Consider the following 23,911-nt stretch of genomic DNA (forward strand, 5'->3'; position numbering starts at 1 on the left):
ACAAACAATTACGCCTAATCTTCATTTTTCGCAAGTGATATTTAATCAAAATAAGTGGCGAGATTTTCTACTTTTCAACATAAATTAAATTTCATAGCTATATCTCACCTTAATCTATGTTTTAAAGTCGCTAGTCAACTGTTAACATTGACGGTTACTTGTAATTGTTTAAAGGTTCAAAAGATGCAAGCCATTATTTTAGATACAGAAACTCATACACTAAATGGTTTGCCTATTGAAATTGCATACGCTCCCATTGAACTTAATGCAGGTAAACTGACTTTAGATAAAAGCAAATTATTTGATCAGCTCTATCAGGTTGGAACGCCGATCTCTTATGCTGCGATGGCGGTGCATCATATCTTGGAGTCTGACCTAGAAAACCAGCCTCACTATAAAACATTTAAATTACCTGATAGCACAACTTATATTATTGGTCACAACATTGATTATGATATTGCAGCTATTGCTCGTTGTGGCGTTGATGTATCTCATATAAAACCAATTTGTACTTTAGCTTTAGCACGCAAAGCTTGGCCAGATGCAGAAGCTCATAATATTTCTGCACTCATTTATATGATTTCTCAAGGCAGTAGTAAAGCACGAGAATTACTCAAAGGTGCACACCGTGCCGATGCCGATATTATTTTAACTGCCAATATTTTGATGCATATTATCTATCATTTAAATATTCAAGATATTGAAGAACTTTACCAAGTTTCTGAAGAAGCCCGTATCCCCACGACTATGAACTTTGGTAAGCATAAAGGTACAGCAATTGCTGAACTGCCTAAAGATTATATTCAATGGCTTCTACGTCAAGACGAACTTGATGTCTATTTACGTAAGGCATTAGAAAGTGCATTTTAAAGACTTAAATAGATGATATTCATAAATTCTTCATCATATTGTCATTTTTGAGTTTTATCTTTAACCCCATTTATATTTTATTAAGAACAGTGCTGTTTGATAAAAATTAAACAGTCTGCTTCATTTTTATATTGGGGAAATACAATGTCTGGTTTTTATCGAACCAATTTGGGAAGAGTTGCGCTTCAACAACGTAATATCACGTTAAATGCAAAACAAAGACGTTTACTTCTACTCATTGATCATGAAGATTTTCAAAGCCTTAATAGCGAGTTTAAAAAGCGTATTGCTCCTCCAGAGCTGATTCAACAACTGATTGATTTAAAACTCATTGCTACTTCTAACGAAAGTTACTCAGAGTTGACCGAGCAAACATCTATGCAAGAGTCATCTATAACATCAAATGAAGTAAATCAGAAAAATATTGATGAGAATAAAAGTAACGATTTAGTTGGAGAGATTCAGGTTCCTCAATCAACGTCTGTAACTTCTTCAAATATAGACAATGACCAGCCATCTATTCCAGTTCAGCAACTGTCTTTTGAAGAAATACAATTATTAATGAAACAAAGCTTAGGTCAGTTCTGTGGCCTTATGGCAAAACCCCTTATTCAAAAAATAGAGCAAATCAAAACACTTCAAGAACTTAAAATGTGTCAAATGCAATGGATTACTCACTTACAAGAGTCACGTATTCCCCCTCATGAGCTAGCAAAGACACTTCAATCTATTAACTATTCAATTCAGCTTATTCAGCAACCCATCTAAAAATAGAACAAGCTGCTGTTTAAATAAGCATTAAACTCACTTGGTATGTATTTCGTGCTTTACCTAACGGTGTTTTTTTCCTATGATGTGCCCCACACATGTGCGCTCGTAGCTCAGTTGGATAGAGTACAGGTTTCCGAAGCCTGGGGTCGTGGGTTCGATCCCCGCCGGGCGCACCAATCTATTTTATAAAATCAATAACTTATATATATTTTGGCGTAGATTTGGCGTAATGCGCTTTTTATCCACAGGTTTTTGACCTAATTTTGCTTCTTATCAAAGGTCCATCTTTTGCCATTGTAAGTCACAGTGCCATCTAAATTAATGGTCAACTCTTTTAATGAGTAGTCATAGATTTTAAGAACATTCCCGTTCTTATCTAAATCAGCGGGTAGATTGCAAGTATTTTCCATCCTGCCCGCTTCCGAAACCATGATCATGACTTGCGACATCACAAAGCCCTTACACAAATCGAGACGTTCACATTACTATTTATAGTGTGAGCTGTGCAACCTGAGAAGATTAAGCACAGCAATGTGATGATTGATGCAACTTTGGTACGCTTACACATATAAGTTACTTCTTTAAAAAGAGTGCTCGCTCTGCTTCTCGGCGACGAACTAAACCTTTCATGACTTTACCGCCTGCCTTATTCCAGACAAGGAATTGATCAGCAGCGCCTTGATAATCACCTTTATTTAGTAATTTAAGCAAAGTTGAATTGGCTAAATTGGTTTCACCAAGGTTATAAGTAAAAGATGCTAGAGCATCAAATTGGTTTTGAGTTAGGGAAACTTTAACAAGTTTATTGATAGCTACTTCAAACTTAGTTAAATCATTTTTCAAATAAGTTTCGGCTTGCTGTTCTGTACAGGTGTCACCTTTTTTAACTCTGACACCATTAGGATATTTAATGGTTCCAAAGCCAATTGTCCAAACACCCACCCCATCATCATAAGCATTAAGACGCTTACCTTCAAAACCTTTGATGAGATTTAGCCCTGCATTGCTTGTGGTTTTACTCATTTCTATTCACTCGCTTTTCAATTAAGTTGCTAACAAAATGAGTGCCCATATAACCAATGCCAGAAGCGATACCAACAGATACAATCTGCGGGACATTTAGCCACTCAAGTAAAGACCAGACACCAACTGAAAAAAGCCCACACATAATGGACTCTGCCCAATCAGCCTTACCTAGTTTTTTCTTCGTTCGGAAATAAGCCATAATGAACCCCATAAAAAATGAAGTGATTGCTGTGCCAAAAGTTTGTAGAAACTCCTGAATGAATTTCCAAAATTCCATGCCTTCCCCCTAATTTCGGCAACAAAAAAGCCCTAAGCTATTGAAGCAAAGGGCTTGTGGTGGTTTGGTGTGTGATTAAGTAGATAAGTAGCTTATATCAATATCTTGAATGTAAAGTCGCTCCGCATTAGAAGTTAAGCGCAGTAAAAAAATACTTAAATCTGGCGCAGGAAAATAAATTTCTTTTTGAGCAAACCCCTGTTCATTGACATCAATACCAATATTTGATGAACTCGAACCATTAAATATTGGGAAAAATGAAATACGACCTTTGCCTGAGCAAAAAAGTCTCACACGAATGAGTTTGTTACTTAATTTTCGTTGCAGTCCTGCCTTTGCTGCAATATCAATTACTGTGCCTGCGTTAATATAGACACTATTAATACCTCCTACATTATTCACAGTGTCTTTATTCAGAAACCCGTTGGCATTGCTGAAAGTAAAGTTATCTGTAGCGACAGGCATATTTCCAACAAAAGCGGCTTCAAATGCTGTTTGCAGTTCATTACCAATGCTTGAATAACTACCTTCAACTATCGTGCCCTGACGTCTAAAGATCGCTTCACTTGATGCTGCGAAATAAAATTTATTTTCAAATGCTGCGCCCGACTTTGAAAAGTTATTACGCGAACCAATTACAAGCCCTGCTTCACCCACCTTGTTGCTCTTAGATGTTGAACGTAAAGATGTGATGTTATTTTTAACAGTTGTACCCGTTTTCTTAAACGTGTTTTGATCCACAACACCCACTACACTCATTAAAATGTTTGTATTAAATGCACCGTTTTTGTCGTAACAAAGAGCAGCACGCTCTAAGAAATTACCAACAATGCTGATATTTTCTTGTCCGTGATTGACTGCAATAGACGCATAAAGCGCTTCATTACAAGTATTATTTAAGACACGTACTTCTCGCGGCTCGTCCGATTCTTGAACATTTGCAGGATCTAAAATCCAGTTTGTACCATCAAATCTATAGTCACAACCAATGACGATATTAGAATCACCCGACCCATTCGATGTATTATCTTGAACGACGACATCAACACAACCGCTGTTCACTTGATATGATTCAAGTGCATCTGTGGCATAGAGTTTGAGAGTACGGTCAGAAGCGGGGGTATTGTCTAGCGTAACTGTATAAATGTTGCCGCTATTTGAGATATTAAAAGGAACAGGTATTTCTTCATTAGATGCATTAGTTACAGTTACACCGAAGCGGCTATGTTGGCGACCTAAATCAATCGTATATGTTTTTGAAGAAGTTGTTTTGACCGTTTTTGTTGTGAATAGTGCATTTGAAATATTATCTTTCATGCGCCCACCATCGCACCAGCGCGCCTGAATACCAAAACCCGTGTATTCATCAAGTAAACATTTTTCAATTAAAAAATCTGTTGCACCACTAAACACGAATGGTGTGATTTGCGAATAGCCTTTTGCGTGCTCACATTTCAAAACTTTTGGACGCACCCCCATTGATATAATGTAATGTCCAACATCTCCTTTAAATTTGACATTTTGAATTGTATTATCAATGCCACTTTCTACGATGCCGTAGCTTTTACCGTTTGTATCGATGTATAATTCATCTACATTGCAGTTTGAGCCATTGAGTTGAAGGCCTTTTACACCTGTGAGTTTCATCCATTTTGCTTGTATGCCTTTTAGATTAATATTTTTCGCAGATATATCCACGTCAGCAATATTACAGTTCAGGTCTATAAGTACGTTTGAGCCATCTGGTAATGCTTCAATAACTGCTGAAACGTCTTGATTATCATCAATAGAACCCATCAAAACCGACAGAGGCGTGTAATCAAAATCTTTACTTTTTAACTGCCATTTTTCATTTAAATATGTATAAGTTCCAATATTTTTTACATAAATAGTACGCCCATCCCATTTATCCAAGTTGTTCAAGTCAGCGATTGATTCAACTGTTGTAACGGCCTTTTTATTGAAATCATCTTGATTTGGGCTGTCTACAATGGTTGTTGAGACAATATCTGAAGTCACCCCATCAATACCCACCAAACTGGTTACTGATGGGTTGTCCTCTACTAAAGCTCCATACTTGTCTTCGATCCGAAAACGGTATTTCCCAGAGAAGAAAATTAAGGCTGTTCCCTCATTATCAAGAAGTACAGGGTTAGTGTTTTGAACAGTCAGCGCCTCATCTGACCATGTAACTTTCGGATTTGTGGAATTGGCCTCATAGGTATACACCTTCCCACCAGCAAGAGGCTTGTTGCTTTTGTCAAAAAAGCGGGTTCGTACCGCAGAAAGTAGTGATGCCATATTTCTTTCTCGCAATAAAAAAGCCACCTATTTAGGTGGCTATGTATTGATGTTTAGTTTATTGAGTTGCAGCAGATGCTCCGCTAATTAATCCAGCCTGTACAAGCCGATCAATTAGCGATTGCTGTTGTGGTGAAGGTTTTATAGGTGTAGATGGAGCCCCAGAGATATCTGGTTGGAAAGCCTTATTTACAGACCTAGTACTCCCATAGTTGGCAACTGGATCAACTACATAATCTTTTAGATATGGTAGGTTCATAACCGCTTTAACTTTAGAATTCCCAAAGAAATCCATTAACTTGTTCATCGTTGCTGAAGCAGTATTTGAATTGTTTACATAGGAATGATTAGGTTGCATAACCAAGTATTCACCGGCTTTGCTAATGTTCTTAATATTTTTCAATTCTGATGAATCAAACAAAATTGAAAGTCTTCGATCACCAATACCATCAAGTGCACTCTTCATTCCAGCTGGACTAAATTGGCCATTCTGTTTAATTGCCTTATTGGCAATGAACTCTAAAACTTGTTGCTTAATATCTGAAACGGCTTGTGGGTTGACATTGTTGAGCAAATCAACAGTACGAGCCAATTCATTAACATTTCCATTTAAGATATGTTGATTAAACAATTTGTCTGGCTCAACACCTTTTCTAGCATCTTGTAAGAGTGGCATGCCCTCTATCTGATTTGCATTAAATTGATTTGCTTGGCGCGCAAACTGGTACGCTTTTGCTGCGTCATTACCACCAGATAAAAGGCCTTGCATAGCTTCAGCTTGGCGACCATTTAAGGCATCACGCACCAAACCAATTGAATATGTTGAACTGGTAGGCTGTCCCATTTGAAGTGAAGATTTGTATTCTCTATTGAGAATTTTTACTAATTCTTCCGACTTTCCTAAAGTGAACTTGTCAGGGTTATCAGCTATGTCTTTTAAGATTTTCTGAACACTAGGTGACAAACTAGAAGCTGCATAGTTATTTTCAAGCGCGGTAAACGCATCATTAGCAAAGCCACGCCCATCAATGACTACATCATTGCCAGGAGCTTTCTTTGCTGCTTCATAAGCTGCATTGATAAACTGCTTGTTCTGATCAAGTTGCGAATTAACAGAAGATAACACATTTTGCATTGCCCCGTATTGATCAGTTGCTTTGCCACCCGTTCTTGCATTAGCACTATCCAACAAGCTTGCAAGCTGTTTATTATCATCAATAAACTTCTCTCGTAATGGTGCGCCAACATTTTGAAGTTTTGCCAACTCAGCTTCTTTTTGCCATTGCTGTGCGTTCCCACTTACTTGTGCTTTAGTACCTTTAATTCCTACTTGGTCCAAGACAGCCTTTCTAGCTACAGCTTCTGGATTAAGGTTTTTACCAGATTTCAATGCATCAGCGGCTTCTTTACGCAAGCCATTAGCAACATCATCTGATAATTCACCAAGTGACATACCTTGTTGACGCAGTGCATCATCAAGACTTTTATCAATTGCTTGTGCTGTGCGTTGTGCTGCTTGTGGACCTGTATTTCGAACCGCATTCACAGCTTTTGAAATACCTTGACCAACCTTTTCACCAACTGCTGCACCGGCAGCGCCCCCAATACCACCTAAGACCGCATTATCTAGACGTTGGTTAGCGTCACCAGCAAACCCTGCACCGCCGATAGCTGCACCAACAGCCGCATTCTGTGCTGCTACTCCTGCGCCTGCTTTTGACAATACGTTTGCACCTTGATAGCTACGGCCCAACGCCCCAAGTGGCGCAGTAGCAGCAACTTGTCCCCCTAAGCGAGCCCAATCAAAACCCTGTCCATTTTGCTGTCTTCTGGCCTGCTGAAAGTCTTCAATATCTTGGCGTTGGTTTGTGAATCGCTTATAAGCATTGGTGTCAAAATTTGTCCCTAAAGCTGAGTTAAGGCCTTGTCCTAACTTATCGCCAGCATACGCAAAACCTTGCATAATGCCCGCCCCTAGATCTGATGCTCCAAGTAGTGCAGACTCCCACATCTGTGTAGGGCCTGCTTTCTTAGCTTGATCTTGCATAGACTTTTGCTGTGCTGCTTTCCAGTCAAAAGGTTGGCGAGTCGCTGATACCTTAATTGGTTGTTGCATCCCAAGGTCTTTTTGAACTTTCAAGCCAAGTGTTTGTGCAATTTGCTCATCACTAAAGCCTTCCTTCTTTGCCATAGAGATACGTGAGCTAAATCCTTGATTGCTAGCTAATGTTGAGTAAATATCATCATCACTAAATCCAGCTTTCCTTGCTGCATCAATACGTGCAGAAATATCGTTTTGACTAGCCATATTATCCACCAATACCAACTGACTTTAGATCAATAAATTCAGGCTGAAATTCTGTTTTATGCCCGATTCCTACACTTGCAAGATCAACCATTTCTGGTTGGAAGTTTTGGCCTATTCCAACTTTTTTTAAATCTATAAAATCTGGTTCAAATGATTGCGGTCTGGTTGTAGTTGAACCAAGTTGCTTATCAATAAAATCCCAAGAGCGTTTATTTTGCGCATATGGCGATGTTGGTAGCGATGCCCAAGTACTACCAGATTTTTTAATTGCAGTATTAAAGTCACCCTTTAAAACATAAGGCAATGCACCATTCTGAGCTAGTAGAGCTAAGGCACCAAGATCCTGTGACTGTGGGGAAAAGTCTTTGAGTCCATACTGTTTAGCTACTCCATCCCATGTATCTTTAAGGAATTGATAGCGTCCTGCAGCAGTTGTGTATTTAACCTGCCCATCAGTTTGTGTAAAAGGTTTTTTGATGTTTGGGTGCCAAGAAAGGTCATCAATCTTTTGGTTGCCAAAGAGAGTGTTATAGCTATATTTCACACCCTCTGTTGCTGCAATCAAATCAAGCATTTTTCTTGCATTTGGATTATTCATTAATTGCATTAGCTGCTGTGATGTAGCCATATCTTTTCCTCAGGCAATAAAAAACCGACCATTTAAGGGTCGGCTTTTAGGCTTTAATCGCTGCAATGATTTCTGGTAATTTCCAGATTAGAATTGGTATGGAAATTATGAGTGATGACTTAAATGCATCCCACCAATTGTATTTTTCTTTCATTTTAATACCTCAATCAACTTAGAAGTTGCTGTCAATATTGGTGCTGCTTGCCAAATCAAAATTCCAATTAAAAATACAAAAGCCATGATGTAAGTCCACACCCTTAATACTTTGCTGCTTGAAAGTTTGTTCATCACTTTATCAACCTGTAAATTTAGGTTAAAATTCATCTATGTTCTGATCCTCAAGTCTGGTTTGTGGGTTAGAAACAAAAACCCCAAGAGCTGTGAACTCTCGGGGTTTTGTTTTTGGTATTAAAAAAGCACACTAGGGTGCTTTAATTAAATCAATTAATTCTATATTTCTGTTTAAGCTTTTGATTTATGAAATTGGTATCAAAGATATTTTGAGATGGATCGGCTTCTGCATTAATGCAGCGCGCATCTAATGTTGTTTTTGCTCTATGCACACTTTGCAATCCACCACCATAAGTGGTGGTGGTTGCATTGGCTGTGGCGTAATTACCATAGGCATATACATTTGCATTAGTAGAGGTTGTACGTGGCAAATCAACATAAGAAGTATTCACTGTATCTTTACCATTTAAAACCTGAAAGCTTTTACATCCTCTTGATAACATTAAGTCTGATGCTCTTAATAAAGCAAACTCATTTACTTTTTCTCTGGATGTAACACCGTTGCCACGGAAAGTTATACGATAATATCCTGGAGATAACTCGGTATCTTCAAAACCGCCAGTTAAACCATTACTTTGATAACTAGTAGCACAAGCTGATAATAAAATTATTGGTATTAAACAAAAAAACTTCATAATAAATCCCCCACCTTGATGAGGGATTTTATAGCATATTTAACGACCAAACAGAATGTTATTCAACTTTGCTTTATCTGCATTTGATTTCACAGCCTGTGGTGTTTTAGGTTGTGGTCTAGAAACGCCATAATTGTCATAAATACTATTCATATTTTGATTAAGGGCAGAAATAGTATTTTGCTGAACTGCTGCTAATCGTTGAAGCACTTGTAAAGCTGCAGCATTATCTCGCGGTGGATTGGCTGCAATAACCTGTGCAGCACGTTGTGCGTCGCCTTCTGTCTGTGTGCCTTTTGCCATCATTAAAACATCATTAACAGCTTGATTAAGTGCAGTCTGGAAGTTTTCAACTCCGCGGCTATTTTCATCAGACAAACCAACAAGGTTTTTAGCCTTCGCACCTAACTGATTTGCTGCACTCAAATTCAGCTTACCACTTTGTATATCTGAAATAAGACTATTAATCTTCTGAGTATTTTGTGTTGCAGTTGAAAGATTAGTATTGATCTCATTAACTGATTTTAATGCTTGGTCACTGATTTGTGGCTTACCATCTCGTTTAGACTGAGGTTGGATTGGATTACCTTTTTGATCCGAAATCCTAACTCCTTTACCACCTGGATAGATGGCATATAAATAACCATCATTCCCAACTTGGGTATCTATTGGCTTATTCTTTGCCAACCATTCTTGCAACTGCTGTTCACGACTGAACTGTTGCGACTGCTGTTCACGATTTTTATCAGCTGTTGATGCTGCTGTATCAGTTGCATAACGTGATGCATCAACTGTTGCCTGGTTATTAGCACGACTTGTAGCGTTATCAGCAGCATTATTTGCAGACTGGTAAAGGAATGGCGCTGTATCCTTATTAGTAAAAGCTATGCCTCTTGCATAGTTTTTCACTTCATCAGGAGTCATAGCCTGAAGTAGCGATGAGTGATGCGAGTAGTCATCAGGAGTAATAGTTCCAGTTCTTTGTAAAGCATCCAAGCCAAGCAAAAGTTGACCTTTGTCGCCTGTCATAGCTGCTTGCTGCATTACATCTTGAATTGCTCCAAACTTCTTCGTAGAGTTATCTAAAGTAAATCCACCTGCTTGAGCATTATTCTTTGTAGCTTCACTGTTAGTTTTACCAATTTCTGCTTGGGCCTTTAAAAGGTCAATTGCATTTTTTTGCGCTGTAAGTTGGTTTGCCTTTAAAACTCTATTCAAATAAGGTGAGAAAATAGAATTATTGGCAAAGGCTTGCTGTTCTTGTGGAGTAGCTAGTTGGCTCATTTGTTGAGCTTTGCGACCAAGCACCAATTGCCCAAGAGCACCTGTTAGCCCTGCAAGTTTATTGCCTATTTCATTTTGCTGCGCTTGCTGTTGTAGTGTTGCATTCGTAATGATGCTTGGATCAATAGCCATAACAATTCCTTAAATAAACATGCCTGCTACAGCAGTACCAATACCCAGTAAGTTGTTAAAGTTATTTGCTGTTTTATTGCCAGCAGCAATTGTTCCAGCAGCTTGAGCATTTGCACCAGCCATGGTGTTGTTAGCAATAGCTTGCCCTGTTTGCATACCAGCATTACCAACACCAGCAGCAGCACTTTGCCCTAAACCAACAAGATTAGATAACCGGTTATACTGGTTAGTTTGGTCTGCGTTATATCGGTTGTAAGCATTCTGATATTCTTGACTAGCAAAGTTTTGGGCATAGTCATTAAGTGCTTTCTGTGTTGCACCACTTAGCAACCAACCTTGTGCAGCCGCTCCTCCTTGCACAGCATCTAAGCCTTGATTTAAGCGGAACTTATAACTTGGGTCGTTATAAATATCTTGGCCATTGTATGCTTGCATGAATTGCCCATTCTGTCCCATTCCACCCATAAGCTGTTTGAGTGCATCATAGCCAGCTTGCATATAGGGTTGCTGATCTTTACGTACTTCATCAAACATTTGCTTTTGTTGGTCAGTAGCGTATTTAGTAGCCTCATACTGCTGATTACTAGCTTCTTGTGCGGCTTTTGCCTGCTTGTTTGAACCAGTGATTGATCCTACGGCATTACCAATAAATGACATGGTTCACCTCATAATTTCTTAAACATAATTGTTTCAATTGGCTCAAATCCTTTTCTGCACCAGACATGCTCACGATCTACTGCTTTTAGATTTGCTAATGTCCAAAAAGAGGCCAATCTTTTTATGTACTGCTCAGAAAATTCAATTAGTTTGTTTGAGTAATTTCGATATTTTGGATCTACAAAAATTGCATCTGTATGTGCTTGAAATAACCCTTTATGTCGGAGCATTGGAGTAATGAAAATCCAATGGAAACCCACAGGCATTCCATTTGAACGCATAACTAGACAATGCAATCGGTCCGCTTCTTCAACTGCTTGATATAGGTCAATGTCAAAGTCTAATTGCAAACCAGTAAATTTAGCTTCTTCCAAGTCAAACACCTGTTGGCAAAGCGGCATAATCTGAACTATACAGTCAATCCACTTTTCACGCCTTACAGTGATCATGTGACCTGTTCCATTACAGATATATACGCATTCAGCCCTTCACCATTGATATAGAGTTTGTCACCAGCTTTAAGCACATGGTTAATGATTTCAGGATTTAAATAGCTGCTTGTTGCTGGGATATTTTTCTGAGCAACTTGATGTTGAGCACCCAGCTTGGCACCACTCGGAACAACTGAAACTTTAAGCGTGATAGGCGCTGCTGATTTGTTATAGAACGTTGAAGCTCGAACCTGCGCTACTGTGTTTGCAGGCACCGTATAAGCAAGGAAATCACCAGCTGGAAGAGTTTGAGGAATTACTGCTTGAGTGTAGTTAATTAGTGCCATTTATAATTACCTGCATATCATTAGTGATCTGTACAGTTGGCAAGGGATAAAGCTTGTCATCACAACAGATGTTTGTTGTTGGAAAGATATTGTCTGACTCAAAATAAAAAACCGATGCAGTTGGCATCGGTTGAATATCTTCGCTTTGAGCAGTTGGACTTATGGGAATGTTCCGCTGTAAATCATCAATATCAGAAAGCACTTCATTGGATACTGTCACAGCGGGTAACTGACTTGAAAGTTGAAGTAGTTGGCCTGTATCAATTTCCTCGCCCTTACTCGCATTTTGGCTAAGGGCATAGAAAAACATATACCATGCTTGATCCATGACTCCATTATTGAACATCTGAGTCGCAGGAATTTCAATGGCAGTGCTTAGTTTCATTTCTATCTCACCCTAGCCTTTGCGCCTAAAATAATTAATCTACTTGAATCAGTTAAACGCAGTCGGAAAACCCTATTAAATGCTTGCCCTAATCGTCTAAATATCAATCTTTTGTTCCATTCCCCAACTTTCCCAAGTGTCTCTTGACGATCAAAAGACCATGTCTGTCCATGATCATCTGACCAGTCAAGCATAACAATAGGCTCTCGATTTGATTTCTGCCCAGCTTGTATAAGAACTTCTAATTCATCAAATATTAGACGTTGTGCTTGAGGATTAATGACAGGGGTAATGCGCTCTCGCATAATTAACCGACCATTGTCAGTTTCAGCATCAAGACTTAACTCATAAATGATCCCATTCGTATGATCACCAACATAGTGTTTACCTTTATAAAAACAATGTACTTGAGACCTATGTCTCTCATGCTGGGCATCTAAATTGTAATAACTTCGCTCATGCCACATACCAGTCGAGCCGTCAAAACACCATGTTTTATTAGCGGTAGGGAAAGAGAGCATATAAAAGGAATGCCCTTCTTGCTGATATGAATATGCAACTGCATCGTCTAGGCGTTCATAAGTTGCAAACTCTTGCTCCATGGCGTGATTTGAAATGCGTTTGACTTGATAACCTTCTGTTAATACAACCTGTCCTTGTCCAACATCAGTCTGTGAAAGCCAAATTAAACCAGTCCCAAACTGTGCTAGAGAGTTCTTTGCAATGCAACCGCAGTTGATATAAGCACCAGATACACGTAAAAATGGCTGATCAGCGTTGCCTGTGCTATGCCAAATTTCAGTTGTTCTCTCACCTATTAACCATAATTGTCCATTTTGAGTGAATATTCGGACCAACTTGTCAGAGCTTGCTTCTGCAGTAGCATAACCTAAGGCGGAAAATTCGGTACTTAATAGACCTGACCACTGGATTTGATCAGAATTAGGGTTTAAAACAATAAAGCGTGAATCTAGAAAAGTTACATCTTCAGCACCTAAGAAACCACCACCAGTTAAAATTTTTAGCTCTTTTGATGCAATGTTAAAAGTATAAGTATATGGATTACTTACGATAAGAATATCTAACCGATTATTAGCAAAGTAGGAAATCCCATTCCCTTGAATATCACTGATTAACTCTGCAGTTTGATTAATCAAGTATAGTTTTGAACCTGCAATTGCAAGAAGTCCTATGCTAGTTGGAAAAAGCCCACGGATTGGTCCAGATAGCTCATATTTAGCAATTAAACCGGGGGTTGGTAGTAATGCAGAAACCTGTGGAGCATTACCACTTTCAACAGATTGGGGGTAAAGATTTAATGTTCTTTGGCAGTCGACTGCCCAGTCTTTCAAATGATAAGACTGACCAACGAAAGGAACATCAATAATAGTCGCCATAACAGTACTGAACTCCTACACCAACAGGTAAATCGTTTTTTACATACAAGGGCGTTACATTGCTGTTCTTTAGCATATTGAATGCTTCAGTCTGTTTTAGTTGCAAGGTTGGAAGTGGCTCAACACCAAACATTGGGCAGATTTCAACCGCAAGTGTGAGCTTTAATGCTCGCTCGTATACTGGCGGAATGTTTAACTCATCATGAGGTTTTAGTTCAAAAGGCATAGTAAATGCTTTGAAACATAGAAGACCTTTTCCACTAAATTCCCACAGTTGCCCTAATACCTTGTATGTAACTTGAGGATAGTCGGCGCTAATATTAAGATCGCGCACTATCTCAACAGGCCGATTGTCTAGCGTCCCCATTTGGGGAATACGTGATATTGCTGCTAATAGGTCCGGATTATCTAATGGATCTGGTGAGACTTTAAAAACTCCATTTAGGTTTAGTGTTAAATCTTCAACCTTGTAAACTAGAAGGTTATCTGTTGCCCACTGTGCTAAAAGGTCTTTTAAAGCATCAATTCCGTCTGCAAGATCCTGTGCCGAAGCATTTTCACCTGTAGCTAAAATGCCCGCACGTTTCATTGCTCCGGTCACAATCTCACTGACGTTCATAGATTATTCCTGCTCAGATTTTAGGACGAGTTGAACAAGTTCAGGATTAGAGTCTCGGGCACCAAATGTCACACCACGCTCATTCAGGATTGCCTTGAGGTCATCTGCTGATTGGCCTTCTAACTCTTTTGTGCGAAGTTGGCGGTGCAATTCGATATTTTCGGCTGAACCTTTTTTGATTACTTTCTCAAGCTCTGTAATTTTGGTAAGAGCCTCATTTCGCTCATTCAGGATTGCTTCATATTCTTCTAATGAAACTAATTCTTTATCGCTGCCTGATGCGTCTTTAATAGTATTCGTTTCTTGGATGGGTTCACCAAGCTCTGAATGCTCGATCCAGCCTTGTTCTTTTAGCTGATCTTCATGTTCATTAGTTTCGGCTACTGCATATTCAAAGTTAACTTTATCGCCCTTATAGAGCATCTTCGGATAATTCATTTTTTACTCCAAAAGGATGGGGCCGAAGCCCCTATTTTTATGGTGCTTGGAAAATACGGCATGAATGGATACCACGAACGACAGTGAATCCATATAAAACGTCAATACGTGTTCTTTCCAAGTCATTCAAGCCATCACCAAACGTCATGACACGAACTGACATACCGTTAGGTAAACGAGCTGTGTAACCTTCACAAGAGGCCAATACTGGCAGTGGTGCAAATGCAGCTGTAAATGCATCCTTCTGGAACATTAAGTTTTGAGCGCCATTAGTAGAAACCACAGTTACAGCAGCAGAAGCAGCTGGTGCAGCAGTTACCGTTTGACCAGGCTGTGCTGTGATGATTTCAGGGTAAATTTTTACTGGGGCAGCTGTTGCGTTAAGAGAGGTATCTTCTGTTACAACGAATTGTTGCAATACACCTGTATTGGCACCAGTCAATGGGTGTACTGCAAAAACTCCAGCAATTGTGATAATTGTCCCTTTAGTAACCGTACCTGCTGTTGAAGCCACCATGGTGATAGATCCACCGGTTTGGCCAGCAGTAGTACTAACTGTAATTCCAGCTGCCGTGCCATTTGTATGGACACCAATTGATTGATGTTCATAGACGTCAGAATTGAAAGCACGACCAATATAGCCTTCTAGATAGGCTTTATCTGACTCAACTTTCGGGTTAAACATTTTTGAAACTTCACCTGAAAGCGCAATGTTCGCTGGAGAGTTAATTAAACTTGTACGATCAGATGGTGGTGCCAAATACTGGTTGAGTTTACCGCGAGCCAGAGCCAAACCCTGACTTGGAGTGTTGGCAGGCATTGTCACAACGTTTGACGTTCCTTTAATGCCTTTTGAAATTAAATCAGCTTCAACTACAGATGAAAGTGTAACAATCTGAGGGCGCAAAATACGCTCTTTAAAATCTGTAATATCCAAAAGTTTTTCTTTAGCACCAAACTTCAGACCAACATGCTTTTGGGTATCAAGATTTAATGAAACTTCTTTCTCCAATACATCAGAACCAGCACCACCTTCAGCATAAACTGCCCCGTTATAAACACGACCAGCAGTAGGGACCTTGATTCCCACTGAATCGCCCTTTTTATAACCCTGCACATCAACACCAAACTCGTCTTGGCGTCCTTTGTTGATATTAGCAATGAAAGGTGATTCTTCAGTAAGCATCTTCGCTGCTTCACGTGCAATCATCTGATGCGTTAAAATTGTATTCGCCATATAGGTTTACCCCTGTTTACGTTTTTGCATTTCTTGTTTGAACCATTCGTCATCACTCATCTTCGCCACATCACGTTTGACAGGCGCATTTGCAGACGTTGGATTAATTGGTTTTGGAGCATTTGGAACTTTTGGAGCCTTTGTAGCAGCTTTCTGAGAGCCGATGATTTGCCCAATTTTCATTGCGGCTTGATAAGGGTTCATTCGAGATAGCTCGTAATAAAGGTCCTCATCTTCAATGAGCTTTTGGGCTAAACCCAAAGTGTCTTTAATTGGCAAACCAAATTGATCAAGAGTTACGGGCAATGGAGGTAAGTTATTTGCTTTCTCAATTAGCCCATTCACATCCACTCCTTCACTTTCAAGCTCTGCAACTGCAGTTTGGTATTCAGCTTCGGCCTGAACTTTTTGCTGTGATGATTTCTCTTGGTTTAGTCTGTCTAGAACACGTTGTTCAGCCTGCTTGATGAACCACTCTTGTTGAGCTTGTTGGAACTCTGAGTAATCCTCAAAGTCCTCAACCTTTGGTGCTTCATCAGTCTGTGCTGGCTGTTTAGCTTTAGCTTCGGCTTCTTCTTTGAACTTTCGTAGCTCAGCATTTTCACGTGCTAAGCGCTCAATTCGCTCTTTAGCTCGGCTTCGCTTCTTTTCCTCGGCTTCTGCTGCCGACTTTGCTTTTTCCTCTTCTGTTTGTTCAACTTCTGAGGTTTGCTCAGGTTCCTGCTGGCCTTCTGGCTCTTGACTTACTTCGCTGTTATTTTCCGTAGTAGCTGTTTCTACGATGTCTTGAGTATCAGAATTGTTCGGATCCATTGTCCTGCTCCATCTGTGGCAATAAATTGCCTTCGTTGATCATTGCGCTTTCCTCAATCTGATCAGGATCGAGAGCGAGGGGTTGAGCATTTTCTTCAGGCATTAAAAAACCCTGATCAATGTCAGGGTTTTGTATGCTTTGCGCTGGCTCTATGGGTTGCTCTTCCTCAATAGGCTGCGAAGGTAAATCTGTTGGTGGGGAAGGTGCATAATTATCTACACCCTCTCCTGTTTGCATCCACTTGGCAGGCATCTGACCAATTGACGCAACTTGCTGCTTCATCAAATCAACTGCACCTTTAAGCTCTTGCACGTCAGCACGGCTTGCTGCATTAATCTGTGCAACTTGGATATCTTTTTCATACTGCAATTGAGCTTTGAACATTTCGAGCTGATGCTCTTTGTCTTTGTCATTTACTTCTTTTTGCAGCATTTCAATGTCAGCTGTCATTTTCTGAACCAGCTGATCAAGTTGCTGGATTTGTGCTTTGGCTTGTTCAGGATCAATCTGTTCACCTTTGCCAAGCACTTGAGGCGGCATAGTAGAGCGAATGCGTTCAGAGATTTCTTTAGCATTAAGAAGTGGTGAGTTTTGAAGCAAAATATCACCAATTAAGCTAAACAACTGCGGATTCATGCTCAACAACTGCATCATCAATGCAAAGTTTTGCTCACGTTGCGTATTAAAGCTTGGGCCTGTATCCATGCGAACGTCATAACGGCCAATGGTCACATCAGCCAAAACACCATCAGCCGTTTTATCAAACAGGTTGATTTGTTTTGCCTCACCGTCGGCGCCAATGATTCGACGCACCATCGGGACTGTGTAAAGTGCTTGATATAACCCAAGTAAAATGCGTCCAGCATGACGAATGGACTTGTTTAGATTGTCTTGCAAATGGAATTGTGCTGTCTCTGATTGTCGTTGACGCATCCCAATTGCTACACCAGATACTTCTTGACTGTCTCCACCCATAATAGGTGCATGCATATTCAAGATGTCTGTAATCGCAACTTTTGCAGATTCTGCGGCATTCAAAACACCAACTGGTGGCTGTGCTGCTCCGATTCTATAAGGTGCTGGGATCGGCTGTTGACTCTCGTCAATATGCTTGTAATGTACAGCAGCAAACTTTGACGGATCACGCCATTCCTCCTCATGCCCTGACACACCTTTTGGATCAACAACAAGGATATCGTCTTGATTCTTTTGCAAGATTTGCGCTTCTGTCGATTTCCAGTAGTTATAAAGACGTTGTGGATCCTTTGCAAAATGCACAAGTGAATGTAAATAGCGCTCTTCACCGATATAAGTCACTTCGCCATAAACTGGAATTACTGGAATATATTTACCTGGGAATACGGTTTCCTCAAGTACCTCTGAACCCGAAGCTTTGTACCACTTAACTTCAGTTCTCGTGGTTGGCCGGAAATTAGTAACAAGCGGCTTTAACTCATCTTCACTTACACCAAATTCGCCAAGTAATACAGATTTATAGTTAGTCGTTCCATCTTCAAGCATCCAAAGCTCATCTGAAACTTCCTCTATCTTGAAGTACTCAACAATTAGAACGGTTTTATCTTCAGTATTGCACCAGTCGGAATATTCAGACATAGCAAAGTCAACTACAGCATTGGCACCATATTTATCTTGGATTATGTCTTTATCAACCCATTCACCACCTACTGCCCAACGAGCATCTGAACCATCTAGTGCTTTAGACTGTGGGTCAATATACCAAGCATGAGGGTTGTGAACCGTCATGAATCTTGGCTCTTGATTGAATGAAAGCTCACTAACGTAATCGGTTACAATACGAAAAAAGCCAATTGCGCCATATACGGCATTTTCTGCGGCCTGATCATATGCTGATTCTGCATCACTCGATTCTTCAGTGTCTTTGATTAGACCTTCAATGATGTTTGCCTTATCCGCATCAGCGCCATTGTCAACCGGAACGACTTTAACTTGCGCACGGTTTTGACGTTGTGTGTTGATCTGCTGGCGGCAGTAAGCACGACAAAGGTTGAATTCTAAACTTGGTTTACCTTCCGCTGTTCGTCTTGCAACCGCACCATCTTCCCACTGTGCACCTTTTACCGTAATAAACTCTTTGTCTTCAACACCACGTTCGTAGTTATCATGCCAATAATCTTCGGCATATCTGAGATTTTTCTTAATCTCATCCAAGATAGAATCTTGATCTTTTTCTTTAGTCATTACATCCATCCGCCACGTCTTGAAAGTGGTATTGGTTTGGCTTGTGTTGGTTTACCAACTAGGCCTTTTCTAATTGCGAAACGACGCATCATGTATGCATAACGCACAGCATCCAATACATCATCACCAGTCTTGACGATTCGCCCCTTGTCATCACGGTGGTATTGGAGGAATTCATCAAAAAATGCTCTTAGACCACGAAATACTTTGAACTTGCCTTTGCGCATCAAATCGAGTATTTCGAATAACCCAGCTTCGACACCATTCCCACCGTCGGGCCATGTTGCGTGATTTGCAAGCATATTGAACCCAGCTTTCTCGTAGTAAGATTTCTGCTGTTTGGTTGAGCCTTTTTCAGTTTGATGACCATCGGCAGGCCAAGCAGTTGGAACATCGCTTGACCAAATCTTTGTGGCTCCCCACGCTTCATCTGGTGACACATGGCGTTGTTTCCACGCATGCGTGACATAGATCGTTTCAGTATCCATATCAATCGCAAGCTGAGCCTGTGCCTGTGGATGATCCCAACCGAAATCCATCCCATCGATCACCATCCAGTGGTCTGGAATCTCAAATGAATCACAGGTGATGTATTCTTCGCTCAGGTCATAGATTCGACCATGGCCAAGCATCGGAACGCCCTTAGTACGCATTTCCTTTTGATGTGGTGGATATGATGCAAGTAATGTTTGCTTTGTTTGCTCGGTTAAGTGAGTGACATCGTCCCAACCTGCGCTAATCAAATATTGACCGGCGCTTGGAGTATCCATAAATTGAATGACGAGATCGGTTCGCCCATTCTCTGGTGTGAACGTTAAAATGCCACGACCACCATTACCACCATCACCTGTTGCAGTACGTGTCAGAACCTGCGGAAAAATGTTTTGATCGCGCGGCTCTTCATCGATGTGATACCAATCCAATGAGTCACCCATCAGGGCATGCTGACCTTGAGAGTATGACCAGAACTGAACTTTCGACGATTGATATTGAACATCACCACCGCCACCATGACGAACATAGATTGTCCGCATTGCGTTTGTAGTGCCTGTCATTGATTCATGATCAAGAATGTATTCAGGCGGGATTAGTCCACCAACCCAATTATTCTCAACTCGACGCCCGAAGATTGGAGTCTGCAAGAGGTCACGACACTTTTCACCTGAGTAGCCAAGCAACCACATCAAAGGCGCCTGGTCAAACGCATGACCATCCCACCAATCAGGATATTGCCCCAATGCGTGAATCGTATCCATATATGTGCCAGTCATGGTTTTACCGACACGGTTTGCTGCCATAAGCATGACTTGAGAGTAATCTTTGGTTGCCCAGACTAATTCGCGCTGAAATGGGTAGAGCTTATCGCCAAGTGTTTTATAACGATCTCTTTTAAGACGCTTTGCTTTTTCTTCAAGTAATGCTAAGTACTCAAGCTTCTCCTCTCTTGTCATCTTGCATTACCTTACTTTCAAGCTCTTTGATGCGCTTATCTAAGTCATCATCGGCTAATTGTTTAATATCAACTTTCCCTGAATGTTCGTGCTGAACTTTATCTGTAAACATATTCATATGCTTACCAAGCAATTCGTTGGCTTTGTTTGCAGCGGAATACTCGCCCTCTTCCATTGCTCTTTCTGCAATGTCTCTAAGGTTTCTAATCACCATGTATTGATCAACGCGAAGGTCTGCCATTCGTTCTAAATTTAAATAAGCAATCCGATCCTGAACATCCTGACGCTTATATACAGCCCAAGCATTTTGACGATGCTCGTATCCTGCTGCTTCTCCTGCCTCAGATATTCTTAACTTAGGATTTGCTATATATTCTTGGCAGAACTTCTCATGGCGTTCGTCTTCAAGGGGTTCTGCGCCTTTGATTTGTTCTTCCATTAGTACCTCTATTTTTCTAATGCGAATTTAAGATCATCAGGTATTTCCAAATAACACCCTTGTTTGTTGCACCATGCGTGAATGTCGTTTAGATATTCTGTGAATTGAGCTGTACTTGCATCTGTGGTGCTCATTAGCTCGCATAGTCCGTTTGATACGTCTTGGTAGAGTGGATGCTTAGAAACCTTTAATTCTCTAACAGCCTTGAACGTTTTCTTGTATTGGCCTACGTCATCCCGATCATAGATTTTTGCTAAGAAGTTCTTCTTAAAGAACAGATGTTCGTAGTCTTTATCTGTTCCTTGACGCTTAGCCCATTGATTAAGCCACATCCAGTACAATCGATTTTGAGCCTTTGTCCGGTCTCTCTCTTGCGGTGCAATTAGAACTACTAACGGCTTACCTTCGCCTGCCGCTTTAGCATGATTCACATTAAGAAAGTTAGTTACTGGTGAGATGTCGCAATGGTTCTTAACAACTTGTCTGAATTCCATTTTGACCTCGCAATAAAAAACCAACCGAGGGTGGCTTGATTTAAATCAAATTACTTTATAAAAATTGGATTGAAATATCTTTTAAAACGTTTAATTGCTATTTCATAGTCAGTTTGGTTTGGAACTAAGAACTCTCTGAAATAAGTTATTTTATTAAATTTTACAAAAGCTTTTCTTTTAAAATAACGTGTTATTACTAAGTTATCTGGAGCCTTTTCTAAACCTCTACTATAATCTAGGTCAGCGAAAACGTCAGGTCTTGCAATAACATAGTCTTGATCTAGACAAGCTAAATGCTTATCCCATTGTCCACCAATCAGTTCATTGTAAAGGTACATAACTTTCACCATTCTTATAATGATCAAATTATATCAAAAAACATCCTGCTCTTTAAGATTAAGCATCCGCTCTGTTTTTTCCAACCACCGCTCAAACATGGCTTCTGATTCTTGTCTTGTGCCTAATTCAAACTTATCGAAAGCAGCGTGGCAGACATAACATAGTGGAACTGTGTATAAATCGTTTGCCTTGATACCACGACCCTTACCATGCTTTGAACTATTTGAATGAGCCGCTTGTGAGTGAGGATAGCCGCATCTAACGCAGGGTAGTGCTCTTATTTCGTTCAGCCTCTTTGTCGAACGCATTTTCTAGGTTCTCTATTCTGGTTCTGAAAGTATTTACTTCACGCTGACATTCAGTCTTAAACGTATGGCTGCTGAATAAATGGTTATAGTTTTCTAACCGGCTAAGATTACGTTTATAGATTTCTAAATTCTTCTTCGCTTCGATTGTGTCCATGTCACCCCAATGCTTCTTGCAAATCCGTTAGCTTGTAATGAGTATGTGGATTGTTTATTCCTACAATGCATTTATCAGCACAATAGCCATGCACTTTAAAGTGATCATTCCATTCGTCTACGTAATACACTGCATCAGGATGGGCTTCTTTCAAGATTTCTGAAACCTTCGCTTTGCCCAGCTTTTCAATTAATTTCTGCGCTTTCATAAACACCCCAAAAAAGAAAACCCTGTCAAACGACAGGGCTACAAACACTTAATCTTCCCACACTTTCTGCATTCTTTCTGATTGAACATGTCGGATTCATATTCCCAAACATGAAAGCAGAATACTTGCCTGATAATTCGGAGCATGTGACCTCCAAAAAGCAAAGGAAACGTAGCGAAAGCTTTTAGAAATGCTTTTTATCTTCAATAGTTAGCGGATGAAAAATCATATAAGCTTCAACTTTTTCCAACTTGATAATATCACCAAGATCAGGACGATCTACTGTAAGAGTGAAATGTTTATCTTCACTATCACACATGTCCCACACAGCAGGCAGGTAATCAATTGACTCACTGTCGACTTTAATAGCCAAGACACATAATTGATTTGGTTTAGTTGGTGCATGTCGGTTTGATAGCCAAGCCATTCTTCTTCTCACTTTTCGATAGGCAATAAAAAAGCCCACGATTAAGTGAGCTTTTTAAATAAGGAAGTGAACCACATACACTACGGTCACTATAACATGAATATATCAAAGTACACCCTGACTTTCAAGCTCCTATTATGAGACTTTTGAATTGATATTTAGTAGCCAAGCGAACCATGCCTAACATTTTGTCGCGAGCTACTGAGAATTCAGACACTCCAAGCTTCTTAGCAATTGTCTCCTCTGACTTGAATTCAACATAAAACATTATGACAATTCTCATCCATTTCTTTGTTTTAGTTGTTTCATTCTGCATTAAGTGAGTAAGCATATCTGCCACTGCATCGGCATGCTCATCATTGATTTTACATAGTGGGGCAACACGTTGACGACGATCAACTACAACACCATTAGCAGTATCAATCAAATGACCTAGTACACTTGATTCACCAAGACTAAAATAATGATCATCCAACAATAACCATGACCCATATTGCTCTAGATGCCATTCAATTGGCTTCTCATGCCAGTTGATTGCCACTGAGAAATGTTTTCTTTTCAATTGTGTATTCACTGCCGCATTCATACCGTCACCCTAAATCATTAAGTACTTTTTAATTTCATCTATGGCTTCATCCGCACCAAAGCAGACTTTGCACATGTAACCCTGTTCTTCTAAGCGTTGAATCATGAGCCTCTGACTTGGTTGTAATTTCCCTTTCTTTGACTTCAACTCAATCCAAAGCCCGTGTACTTCACCATTTGGAATGATAAGTTGAAGGTCTGGAACACCAGCCTTTACGCCTAACTTCTTGAACTTTGCAGCTTCAATTATGTTTCTTGAGCCACCATTAGGAATATGGAATAAGTAATCACTCAAACGACCTGACCCATATTTCACACGATGCGCCCAACTCATGAGCGTCATCTGTTCTTGATCTTCTGTAGGTACTCGGTTGAATCGCTTAGAACGAGCTGCCTTTTGTGACTGGACCCTTTGAGCCTCTTTGAATGTGGTCATTG

31 protein-coding genes and 1 tRNA gene are annotated in these 23,911 nt (G+C 40.1%); 3 read left to right on the forward strand and 29 right to left on the reverse strand.

Going from position 1 to position 23,911, the window contains the following annotated elements:
* The first annotated feature begins 183 nt into the window (after positions 1-183).
* The 3 genes from MSG95_RS00450 (at position 184) to MSG95_RS00460 (ending at position 1,817) form a co-directional block, all read left to right on the forward strand.
* The gene (locus MSG95_RS00450) at positions 184-870 is read left to right on the forward strand and encodes a putative quorum-sensing-regulated virulence factor (RefSeq protein ID WP_004700472.1); all 687 of its coding nucleotides are present in this window, start codon (positions 184-186) and stop codon (positions 868-870) included.
* 144 nt (positions 871-1,014) lie between these two features.
* Entirely contained in the window at positions 1,015-1,638 is a 624-nt protein-coding gene (locus MSG95_RS00455; RefSeq protein WP_004700471.1) for a hypothetical protein, read from the forward strand.
* Positions 1,639-1,740: 102 nt separating this feature from the next.
* Positions 1,741-1,817 (forward strand) — tRNA-Arg (locus tag MSG95_RS00460).
* An 81-nt stretch (positions 1,818-1,898) separates the two neighbouring features.
* Here the strand turns inward: MSG95_RS00460 and MSG95_RS00465 are convergent.
* The 29 genes from MSG95_RS00465 to MSG95_RS00605 form a co-directional block, all read right to left on the reverse strand.
* On the reverse strand, positions 1,899-2,090 hold the full coding sequence (locus tag MSG95_RS00465; protein WP_005119941.1) for a hypothetical protein: 192 nt from the start codon (positions 2,088-2,090) through the stop codon (positions 1,899-1,901).
* A gap of 124 nt (positions 2,091-2,214) precedes the next feature.
* A complete protein-coding gene (locus MSG95_RS00470; protein WP_324644858.1) occupies positions 2,215-2,664 on the reverse strand; it encodes a lysozyme in 450 nt (149 codons plus the stop codon).
* On the reverse strand, positions 2,657-2,944 hold the full coding sequence (locus MSG95_RS00475; protein ID WP_000397631.1) for a phage holin family protein: 288 nt from the start codon (positions 2,942-2,944) through the stop codon (positions 2,657-2,659). The genes MSG95_RS00470 and MSG95_RS00475 overlap by 8 nt, the downstream gene beginning before the upstream one ends.
* A 75-nt stretch (positions 2,945-3,019) precedes the next feature.
* Positions 3,020-5,245, reverse strand: a complete 2,226-nt coding sequence (locus MSG95_RS00480) for a hypothetical protein (RefSeq protein ID WP_324644861.1) — start codon at positions 5,243-5,245, stop codon at positions 3,020-3,022.
* A 58-nt stretch (positions 5,246-5,303) separates the two neighbouring features.
* Positions 5,304-7,553 (reverse strand): hypothetical protein, encoded by a 2,250-nt coding sequence (locus MSG95_RS00485; RefSeq protein ID WP_324644862.1) that lies wholly within the window; start codon positions 7,551-7,553, stop codon positions 5,304-5,306.
* Between the two features lies 1 nt (position 7,554).
* Positions 7,555-8,181: a glycoside hydrolase family 104 protein gene (locus MSG95_RS00490; protein WP_324644864.1), complete on the reverse strand. Its 627-nt coding sequence runs from the start codon at positions 8,179-8,181 to the stop codon at positions 7,555-7,557.
* Between the two features lie 150 nt (positions 8,182-8,331).
* Positions 8,332-8,505, reverse strand: coding sequence for a hypothetical protein (locus MSG95_RS00495; protein WP_001010500.1), 174 nt, complete (start codon positions 8,503-8,505; stop codon positions 8,332-8,334).
* 116 nt (positions 8,506-8,621) lie between these two features.
* On the reverse strand, positions 8,622-9,107 hold the full coding sequence (locus MSG95_RS00500; protein ID WP_004712169.1) for a CC0125/CC1285 family lipoprotein: 486 nt from the start codon (positions 9,105-9,107) through the stop codon (positions 8,622-8,624).
* A 39-nt stretch (positions 9,108-9,146) separates the two neighbouring features.
* Positions 9,147-10,523: a hypothetical protein gene (locus MSG95_RS00505; RefSeq protein ID WP_324644870.1), complete on the reverse strand. Its 1,377-nt coding sequence runs from the start codon at positions 10,521-10,523 to the stop codon at positions 9,147-9,149.
* Positions 10,524-10,532: 9 nt separating this feature from the next.
* The gene (locus MSG95_RS00510; RefSeq protein ID WP_324644872.1) at positions 10,533-11,180 is read right to left on the reverse strand and encodes a DNA transfer protein p32; all 648 of its coding nucleotides are present in this window, start codon (positions 11,178-11,180) and stop codon (positions 10,533-10,535) included.
* An 8-nt stretch (positions 11,181-11,188) separates the two neighbouring features.
* Positions 11,189-11,629 carry a GNAT family N-acetyltransferase gene (locus tag MSG95_RS00515; RefSeq protein ID WP_324644874.1) on the reverse strand — a complete coding sequence of 147 codons (441 nt, stop codon included), beginning with the start codon at positions 11,627-11,629 and terminating at the stop codon, positions 11,189-11,191.
* Entirely contained in the window at positions 11,626-11,958 is a 333-nt protein-coding gene (locus MSG95_RS00520) for a hypothetical protein (RefSeq protein WP_324644876.1), read from the reverse strand. The genes MSG95_RS00515 and MSG95_RS00520 overlap by 4 nt, the downstream gene beginning before the upstream one ends.
* Positions 11,945-12,343: a hypothetical protein gene (locus tag MSG95_RS00525; RefSeq protein ID WP_324644878.1), complete on the reverse strand. Its 399-nt coding sequence runs from the start codon at positions 12,341-12,343 to the stop codon at positions 11,945-11,947. Before MSG95_RS00525 ends, MSG95_RS00520 begins: the two co-directional genes overlap by 14 nt.
* Before the next feature lie 2 nt (positions 12,344-12,345).
* Positions 12,346-13,740 (reverse strand): packaged DNA stabilization protein, encoded by a 1,395-nt coding sequence (locus tag MSG95_RS00530; RefSeq protein WP_324644881.1) that lies wholly within the window; start codon positions 13,738-13,740, stop codon positions 12,346-12,348.
* Entirely contained in the window at positions 13,724-14,359 is a 636-nt protein-coding gene (locus MSG95_RS00535; RefSeq protein WP_324644883.1) for a hypothetical protein, read from the reverse strand. Before MSG95_RS00535 ends, MSG95_RS00530 begins: the two co-directional genes overlap by 17 nt.
* A gap of 3 nt (positions 14,360-14,362) precedes the next feature.
* Positions 14,363-14,797, reverse strand: coding sequence for a hypothetical protein (locus MSG95_RS00540; RefSeq protein WP_324644885.1), 435 nt, complete (start codon positions 14,795-14,797; stop codon positions 14,363-14,365).
* A 37-nt stretch (positions 14,798-14,834) separates the two neighbouring features.
* The gene (locus tag MSG95_RS00545) at positions 14,835-16,034 is read right to left on the reverse strand and encodes a P22 phage major capsid protein family protein (RefSeq protein ID WP_324644887.1); all 1,200 of its coding nucleotides are present in this window, start codon (positions 16,032-16,034) and stop codon (positions 14,835-14,837) included.
* 6 nt (positions 16,035-16,040) lie between these two features.
* Positions 16,041-16,847, reverse strand: coding sequence for a hypothetical protein (locus tag MSG95_RS00550; protein ID WP_324644888.1), 807 nt, complete (start codon positions 16,845-16,847; stop codon positions 16,041-16,043).
* The gene (locus tag MSG95_RS00555) at positions 16,828-19,068 is read right to left on the reverse strand and encodes a portal protein (RefSeq protein WP_324644889.1); all 2,241 of its coding nucleotides are present in this window, start codon (positions 19,066-19,068) and stop codon (positions 16,828-16,830) included. The genes MSG95_RS00550 and MSG95_RS00555 overlap by 20 nt, the downstream gene beginning before the upstream one ends.
* A complete protein-coding gene (locus MSG95_RS00560) occupies positions 19,068-20,519 on the reverse strand; it encodes a terminase large subunit domain-containing protein (RefSeq protein ID WP_324644891.1) in 1,452 nt (483 codons plus the stop codon). Before MSG95_RS00560 ends, MSG95_RS00555 begins: the two co-directional genes overlap by 1 nt.
* On the reverse strand, positions 20,497-20,958 hold the full coding sequence (locus tag MSG95_RS00565; protein WP_324644892.1) for a terminase small subunit: 462 nt from the start codon (positions 20,956-20,958) through the stop codon (positions 20,497-20,499). Before MSG95_RS00565 ends, MSG95_RS00560 begins: the two co-directional genes overlap by 23 nt.
* Positions 20,959-20,966: 8 nt before the next feature.
* On the reverse strand, positions 20,967-21,452 hold the full coding sequence (locus tag MSG95_RS00570; protein WP_324644894.1) for a hypothetical protein: 486 nt from the start codon (positions 21,450-21,452) through the stop codon (positions 20,967-20,969).
* 50 nt (positions 21,453-21,502) lie between these two features.
* Entirely contained in the window at positions 21,503-21,790 is a 288-nt protein-coding gene (locus tag MSG95_RS00575) for a hypothetical protein (RefSeq protein ID WP_324624561.1), read from the reverse strand.
* 33 nt (positions 21,791-21,823) lie between these two features.
* Positions 21,824-22,099, reverse strand: coding sequence for a hypothetical protein (locus MSG95_RS00580; protein WP_324624562.1), 276 nt, complete (start codon positions 22,097-22,099; stop codon positions 21,824-21,826).
* Positions 22,050-22,253, reverse strand: a complete 204-nt coding sequence (locus tag MSG95_RS00585; protein ID WP_324644896.1) for a hypothetical protein — start codon at positions 22,251-22,253, stop codon at positions 22,050-22,052. The genes MSG95_RS00580 and MSG95_RS00585 overlap by 50 nt, the downstream gene beginning before the upstream one ends.
* A gap of 1 nt (position 22,254) precedes the next feature.
* The gene (locus MSG95_RS00590; RefSeq protein ID WP_324624564.1) at positions 22,255-22,461 is read right to left on the reverse strand and encodes a hypothetical protein; all 207 of its coding nucleotides are present in this window, start codon (positions 22,459-22,461) and stop codon (positions 22,255-22,257) included.
* Positions 22,462-22,645: 184 nt separating this feature from the next.
* On the reverse strand, positions 22,646-22,888 hold the full coding sequence (locus MSG95_RS00595; RefSeq protein ID WP_086610874.1) for a hypothetical protein: 243 nt from the start codon (positions 22,886-22,888) through the stop codon (positions 22,646-22,648).
* A 124-nt stretch (positions 22,889-23,012) separates the two neighbouring features.
* Positions 23,013-23,474, reverse strand: a complete 462-nt coding sequence (locus tag MSG95_RS00600; RefSeq protein ID WP_324644898.1) for a hypothetical protein — start codon at positions 23,472-23,474, stop codon at positions 23,013-23,015.
* 9 nt (positions 23,475-23,483) lie between these two features.
* Positions 23,484-23,909 carry a VRR-NUC domain-containing protein gene (locus tag MSG95_RS00605; protein ID WP_060454616.1) on the reverse strand — a complete coding sequence of 142 codons (426 nt, stop codon included), beginning with the start codon at positions 23,907-23,909 and terminating at the stop codon, positions 23,484-23,486.
* Between the last annotated feature and the right edge of the window lie 2 nt (positions 23,910-23,911).

Source organism: Acinetobacter sp. IK23, from assembly GCF_035615275.1.
GTDB classification, from domain to species: Bacteria; Pseudomonadota; Gammaproteobacteria; order Pseudomonadales; family Moraxellaceae; genus Acinetobacter; species Acinetobacter seifertii.

Excerpts from the sequence above, each read along its gene's own strand:
- MSG95_RS00450 (WP_004700472.1), top strand. The coding sequence starts at position 184 with ATGCAAGCCATTATTTTAGATACAGAAACTCATACACTAAATGGTTTG.
- MSG95_RS00455 (WP_004700471.1), top strand. The coding sequence starts at position 1,015 with ATGTCTGGTTTTTATCGAACCAATTTGGGAAGAGTTGCGCTTCAACAA.
- MSG95_RS00465 (WP_005119941.1), bottom strand. The coding sequence starts at position 2,090 with ATGTCGCAAGTCATGATCATGGTTTCGGAAGCGGGCAGGATGGAAAAT.
- MSG95_RS00470 (WP_324644858.1), bottom strand. The coding sequence starts at position 2,664 with ATGAGTAAAACCACAAGCAATGCAGGGCTAAATCTCATCAAAGGTTTT.
- MSG95_RS00475 (WP_000397631.1), bottom strand. The coding sequence starts at position 2,944 with ATGGAATTTTGGAAATTCATTCAGGAGTTTCTACAAACTTTTGGCACA.
- MSG95_RS00480 (WP_324644861.1), bottom strand. The coding sequence starts at position 5,245 with ATGGCATCACTACTTTCTGCGGTACGAACCCGCTTTTTTGACAAAAGC.
- MSG95_RS00485 (WP_324644862.1), bottom strand. The coding sequence starts at position 7,553 with ATGGCTAGTCAAAACGATATTTCTGCACGTATTGATGCAGCAAGGAAA.
- MSG95_RS00490 (WP_324644864.1), bottom strand. The coding sequence starts at position 8,181 with ATGGCTACATCACAGCAGCTAATGCAATTAATGAATAATCCAAATGCA.
- MSG95_RS00495 (WP_001010500.1), bottom strand. The coding sequence starts at position 8,505 with ATGAATTTTAACCTAAATTTACAGGTTGATAAAGTGATGAACAAACTT.
- MSG95_RS00500 (WP_004712169.1), bottom strand. The coding sequence starts at position 9,107 with ATGAAGTTTTTTTGTTTAATACCAATAATTTTATTATCAGCTTGTGCT.
- MSG95_RS00505 (WP_324644870.1), bottom strand. The coding sequence starts at position 10,523 with ATGGCTATTGATCCAAGCATCATTACGAATGCAACACTACAACAGCAA.
- MSG95_RS00510 (WP_324644872.1), bottom strand. The coding sequence starts at position 11,180 with ATGTCATTTATTGGTAATGCCGTAGGATCAATCACTGGTTCAAACAAG.
- MSG95_RS00515 (WP_324644874.1), bottom strand. The coding sequence starts at position 11,629 with ATGATCACTGTAAGGCGTGAAAAGTGGATTGACTGTATAGTTCAGATT.
- MSG95_RS00520 (WP_324644876.1), bottom strand. The coding sequence starts at position 11,958 with ATGGCACTAATTAACTACACTCAAGCAGTAATTCCTCAAACTCTTCCA.
- MSG95_RS00525 (WP_324644878.1), bottom strand. The coding sequence starts at position 12,343 with ATGAAACTAAGCACTGCCATTGAAATTCCTGCGACTCAGATGTTCAAT.
- MSG95_RS00530 (WP_324644881.1), bottom strand. The coding sequence starts at position 13,740 with ATGGCGACTATTATTGATGTTCCTTTCGTTGGTCAGTCTTATCATTTG.
- MSG95_RS00535 (WP_324644883.1), bottom strand. The coding sequence starts at position 14,359 with ATGAACGTCAGTGAGATTGTGACCGGAGCAATGAAACGTGCGGGCATT.
- MSG95_RS00540 (WP_324644885.1), bottom strand. The coding sequence starts at position 14,797 with ATGAATTATCCGAAGATGCTCTATAAGGGCGATAAAGTTAACTTTGAA.
- MSG95_RS00545 (WP_324644887.1), bottom strand. The coding sequence starts at position 16,034 with ATGGCGAATACAATTTTAACGCATCAGATGATTGCACGTGAAGCAGCG.
- MSG95_RS00550 (WP_324644888.1), bottom strand. The coding sequence starts at position 16,847 with ATGGATCCGAACAATTCTGATACTCAAGACATCGTAGAAACAGCTACT.
- MSG95_RS00555 (WP_324644889.1), bottom strand. The coding sequence starts at position 19,068 with ATGACTAAAGAAAAAGATCAAGATTCTATCTTGGATGAGATTAAGAAA.
- MSG95_RS00560 (WP_324644891.1), bottom strand. The coding sequence starts at position 20,519 with ATGACAAGAGAGGAGAAGCTTGAGTACTTAGCATTACTTGAAGAAAAA.
- MSG95_RS00565 (WP_324644892.1), bottom strand. The coding sequence starts at position 20,958 with ATGGAAGAACAAATCAAAGGCGCAGAACCCCTTGAAGACGAACGCCAT.
- MSG95_RS00570 (WP_324644894.1), bottom strand. The coding sequence starts at position 21,452 with ATGGAATTCAGACAAGTTGTTAAGAACCATTGCGACATCTCACCAGTA.
- MSG95_RS00575 (WP_324624561.1), bottom strand. The coding sequence starts at position 21,790 with ATGTACCTTTACAATGAACTGATTGGTGGACAATGGGATAAGCATTTA.
- MSG95_RS00580 (WP_324624562.1), bottom strand. The coding sequence starts at position 22,099 with ATGCGTTCGACAAAGAGGCTGAACGAAATAAGAGCACTACCCTGCGTT.
- MSG95_RS00585 (WP_324644896.1), bottom strand. The coding sequence starts at position 22,253 with ATGGACACAATCGAAGCGAAGAAGAATTTAGAAATCTATAAACGTAAT.
- MSG95_RS00590 (WP_324624564.1), bottom strand. The coding sequence starts at position 22,461 with ATGAAAGCGCAGAAATTAATTGAAAAGCTGGGCAAAGCGAAGGTTTCA.
- MSG95_RS00595 (WP_086610874.1), bottom strand. The coding sequence starts at position 22,888 with ATGGCTTGGCTATCAAACCGACATGCACCAACTAAACCAAATCAATTA.
- MSG95_RS00600 (WP_324644898.1), bottom strand. The coding sequence starts at position 23,474 with ATGAATGCGGCAGTGAATACACAATTGAAAAGAAAACATTTCTCAGTG.
- MSG95_RS00605 (WP_060454616.1), bottom strand. The coding sequence starts at position 23,909 with ATGACCACATTCAAAGAGGCTCAAAGGGTCCAGTCACAAAAGGCAGCT.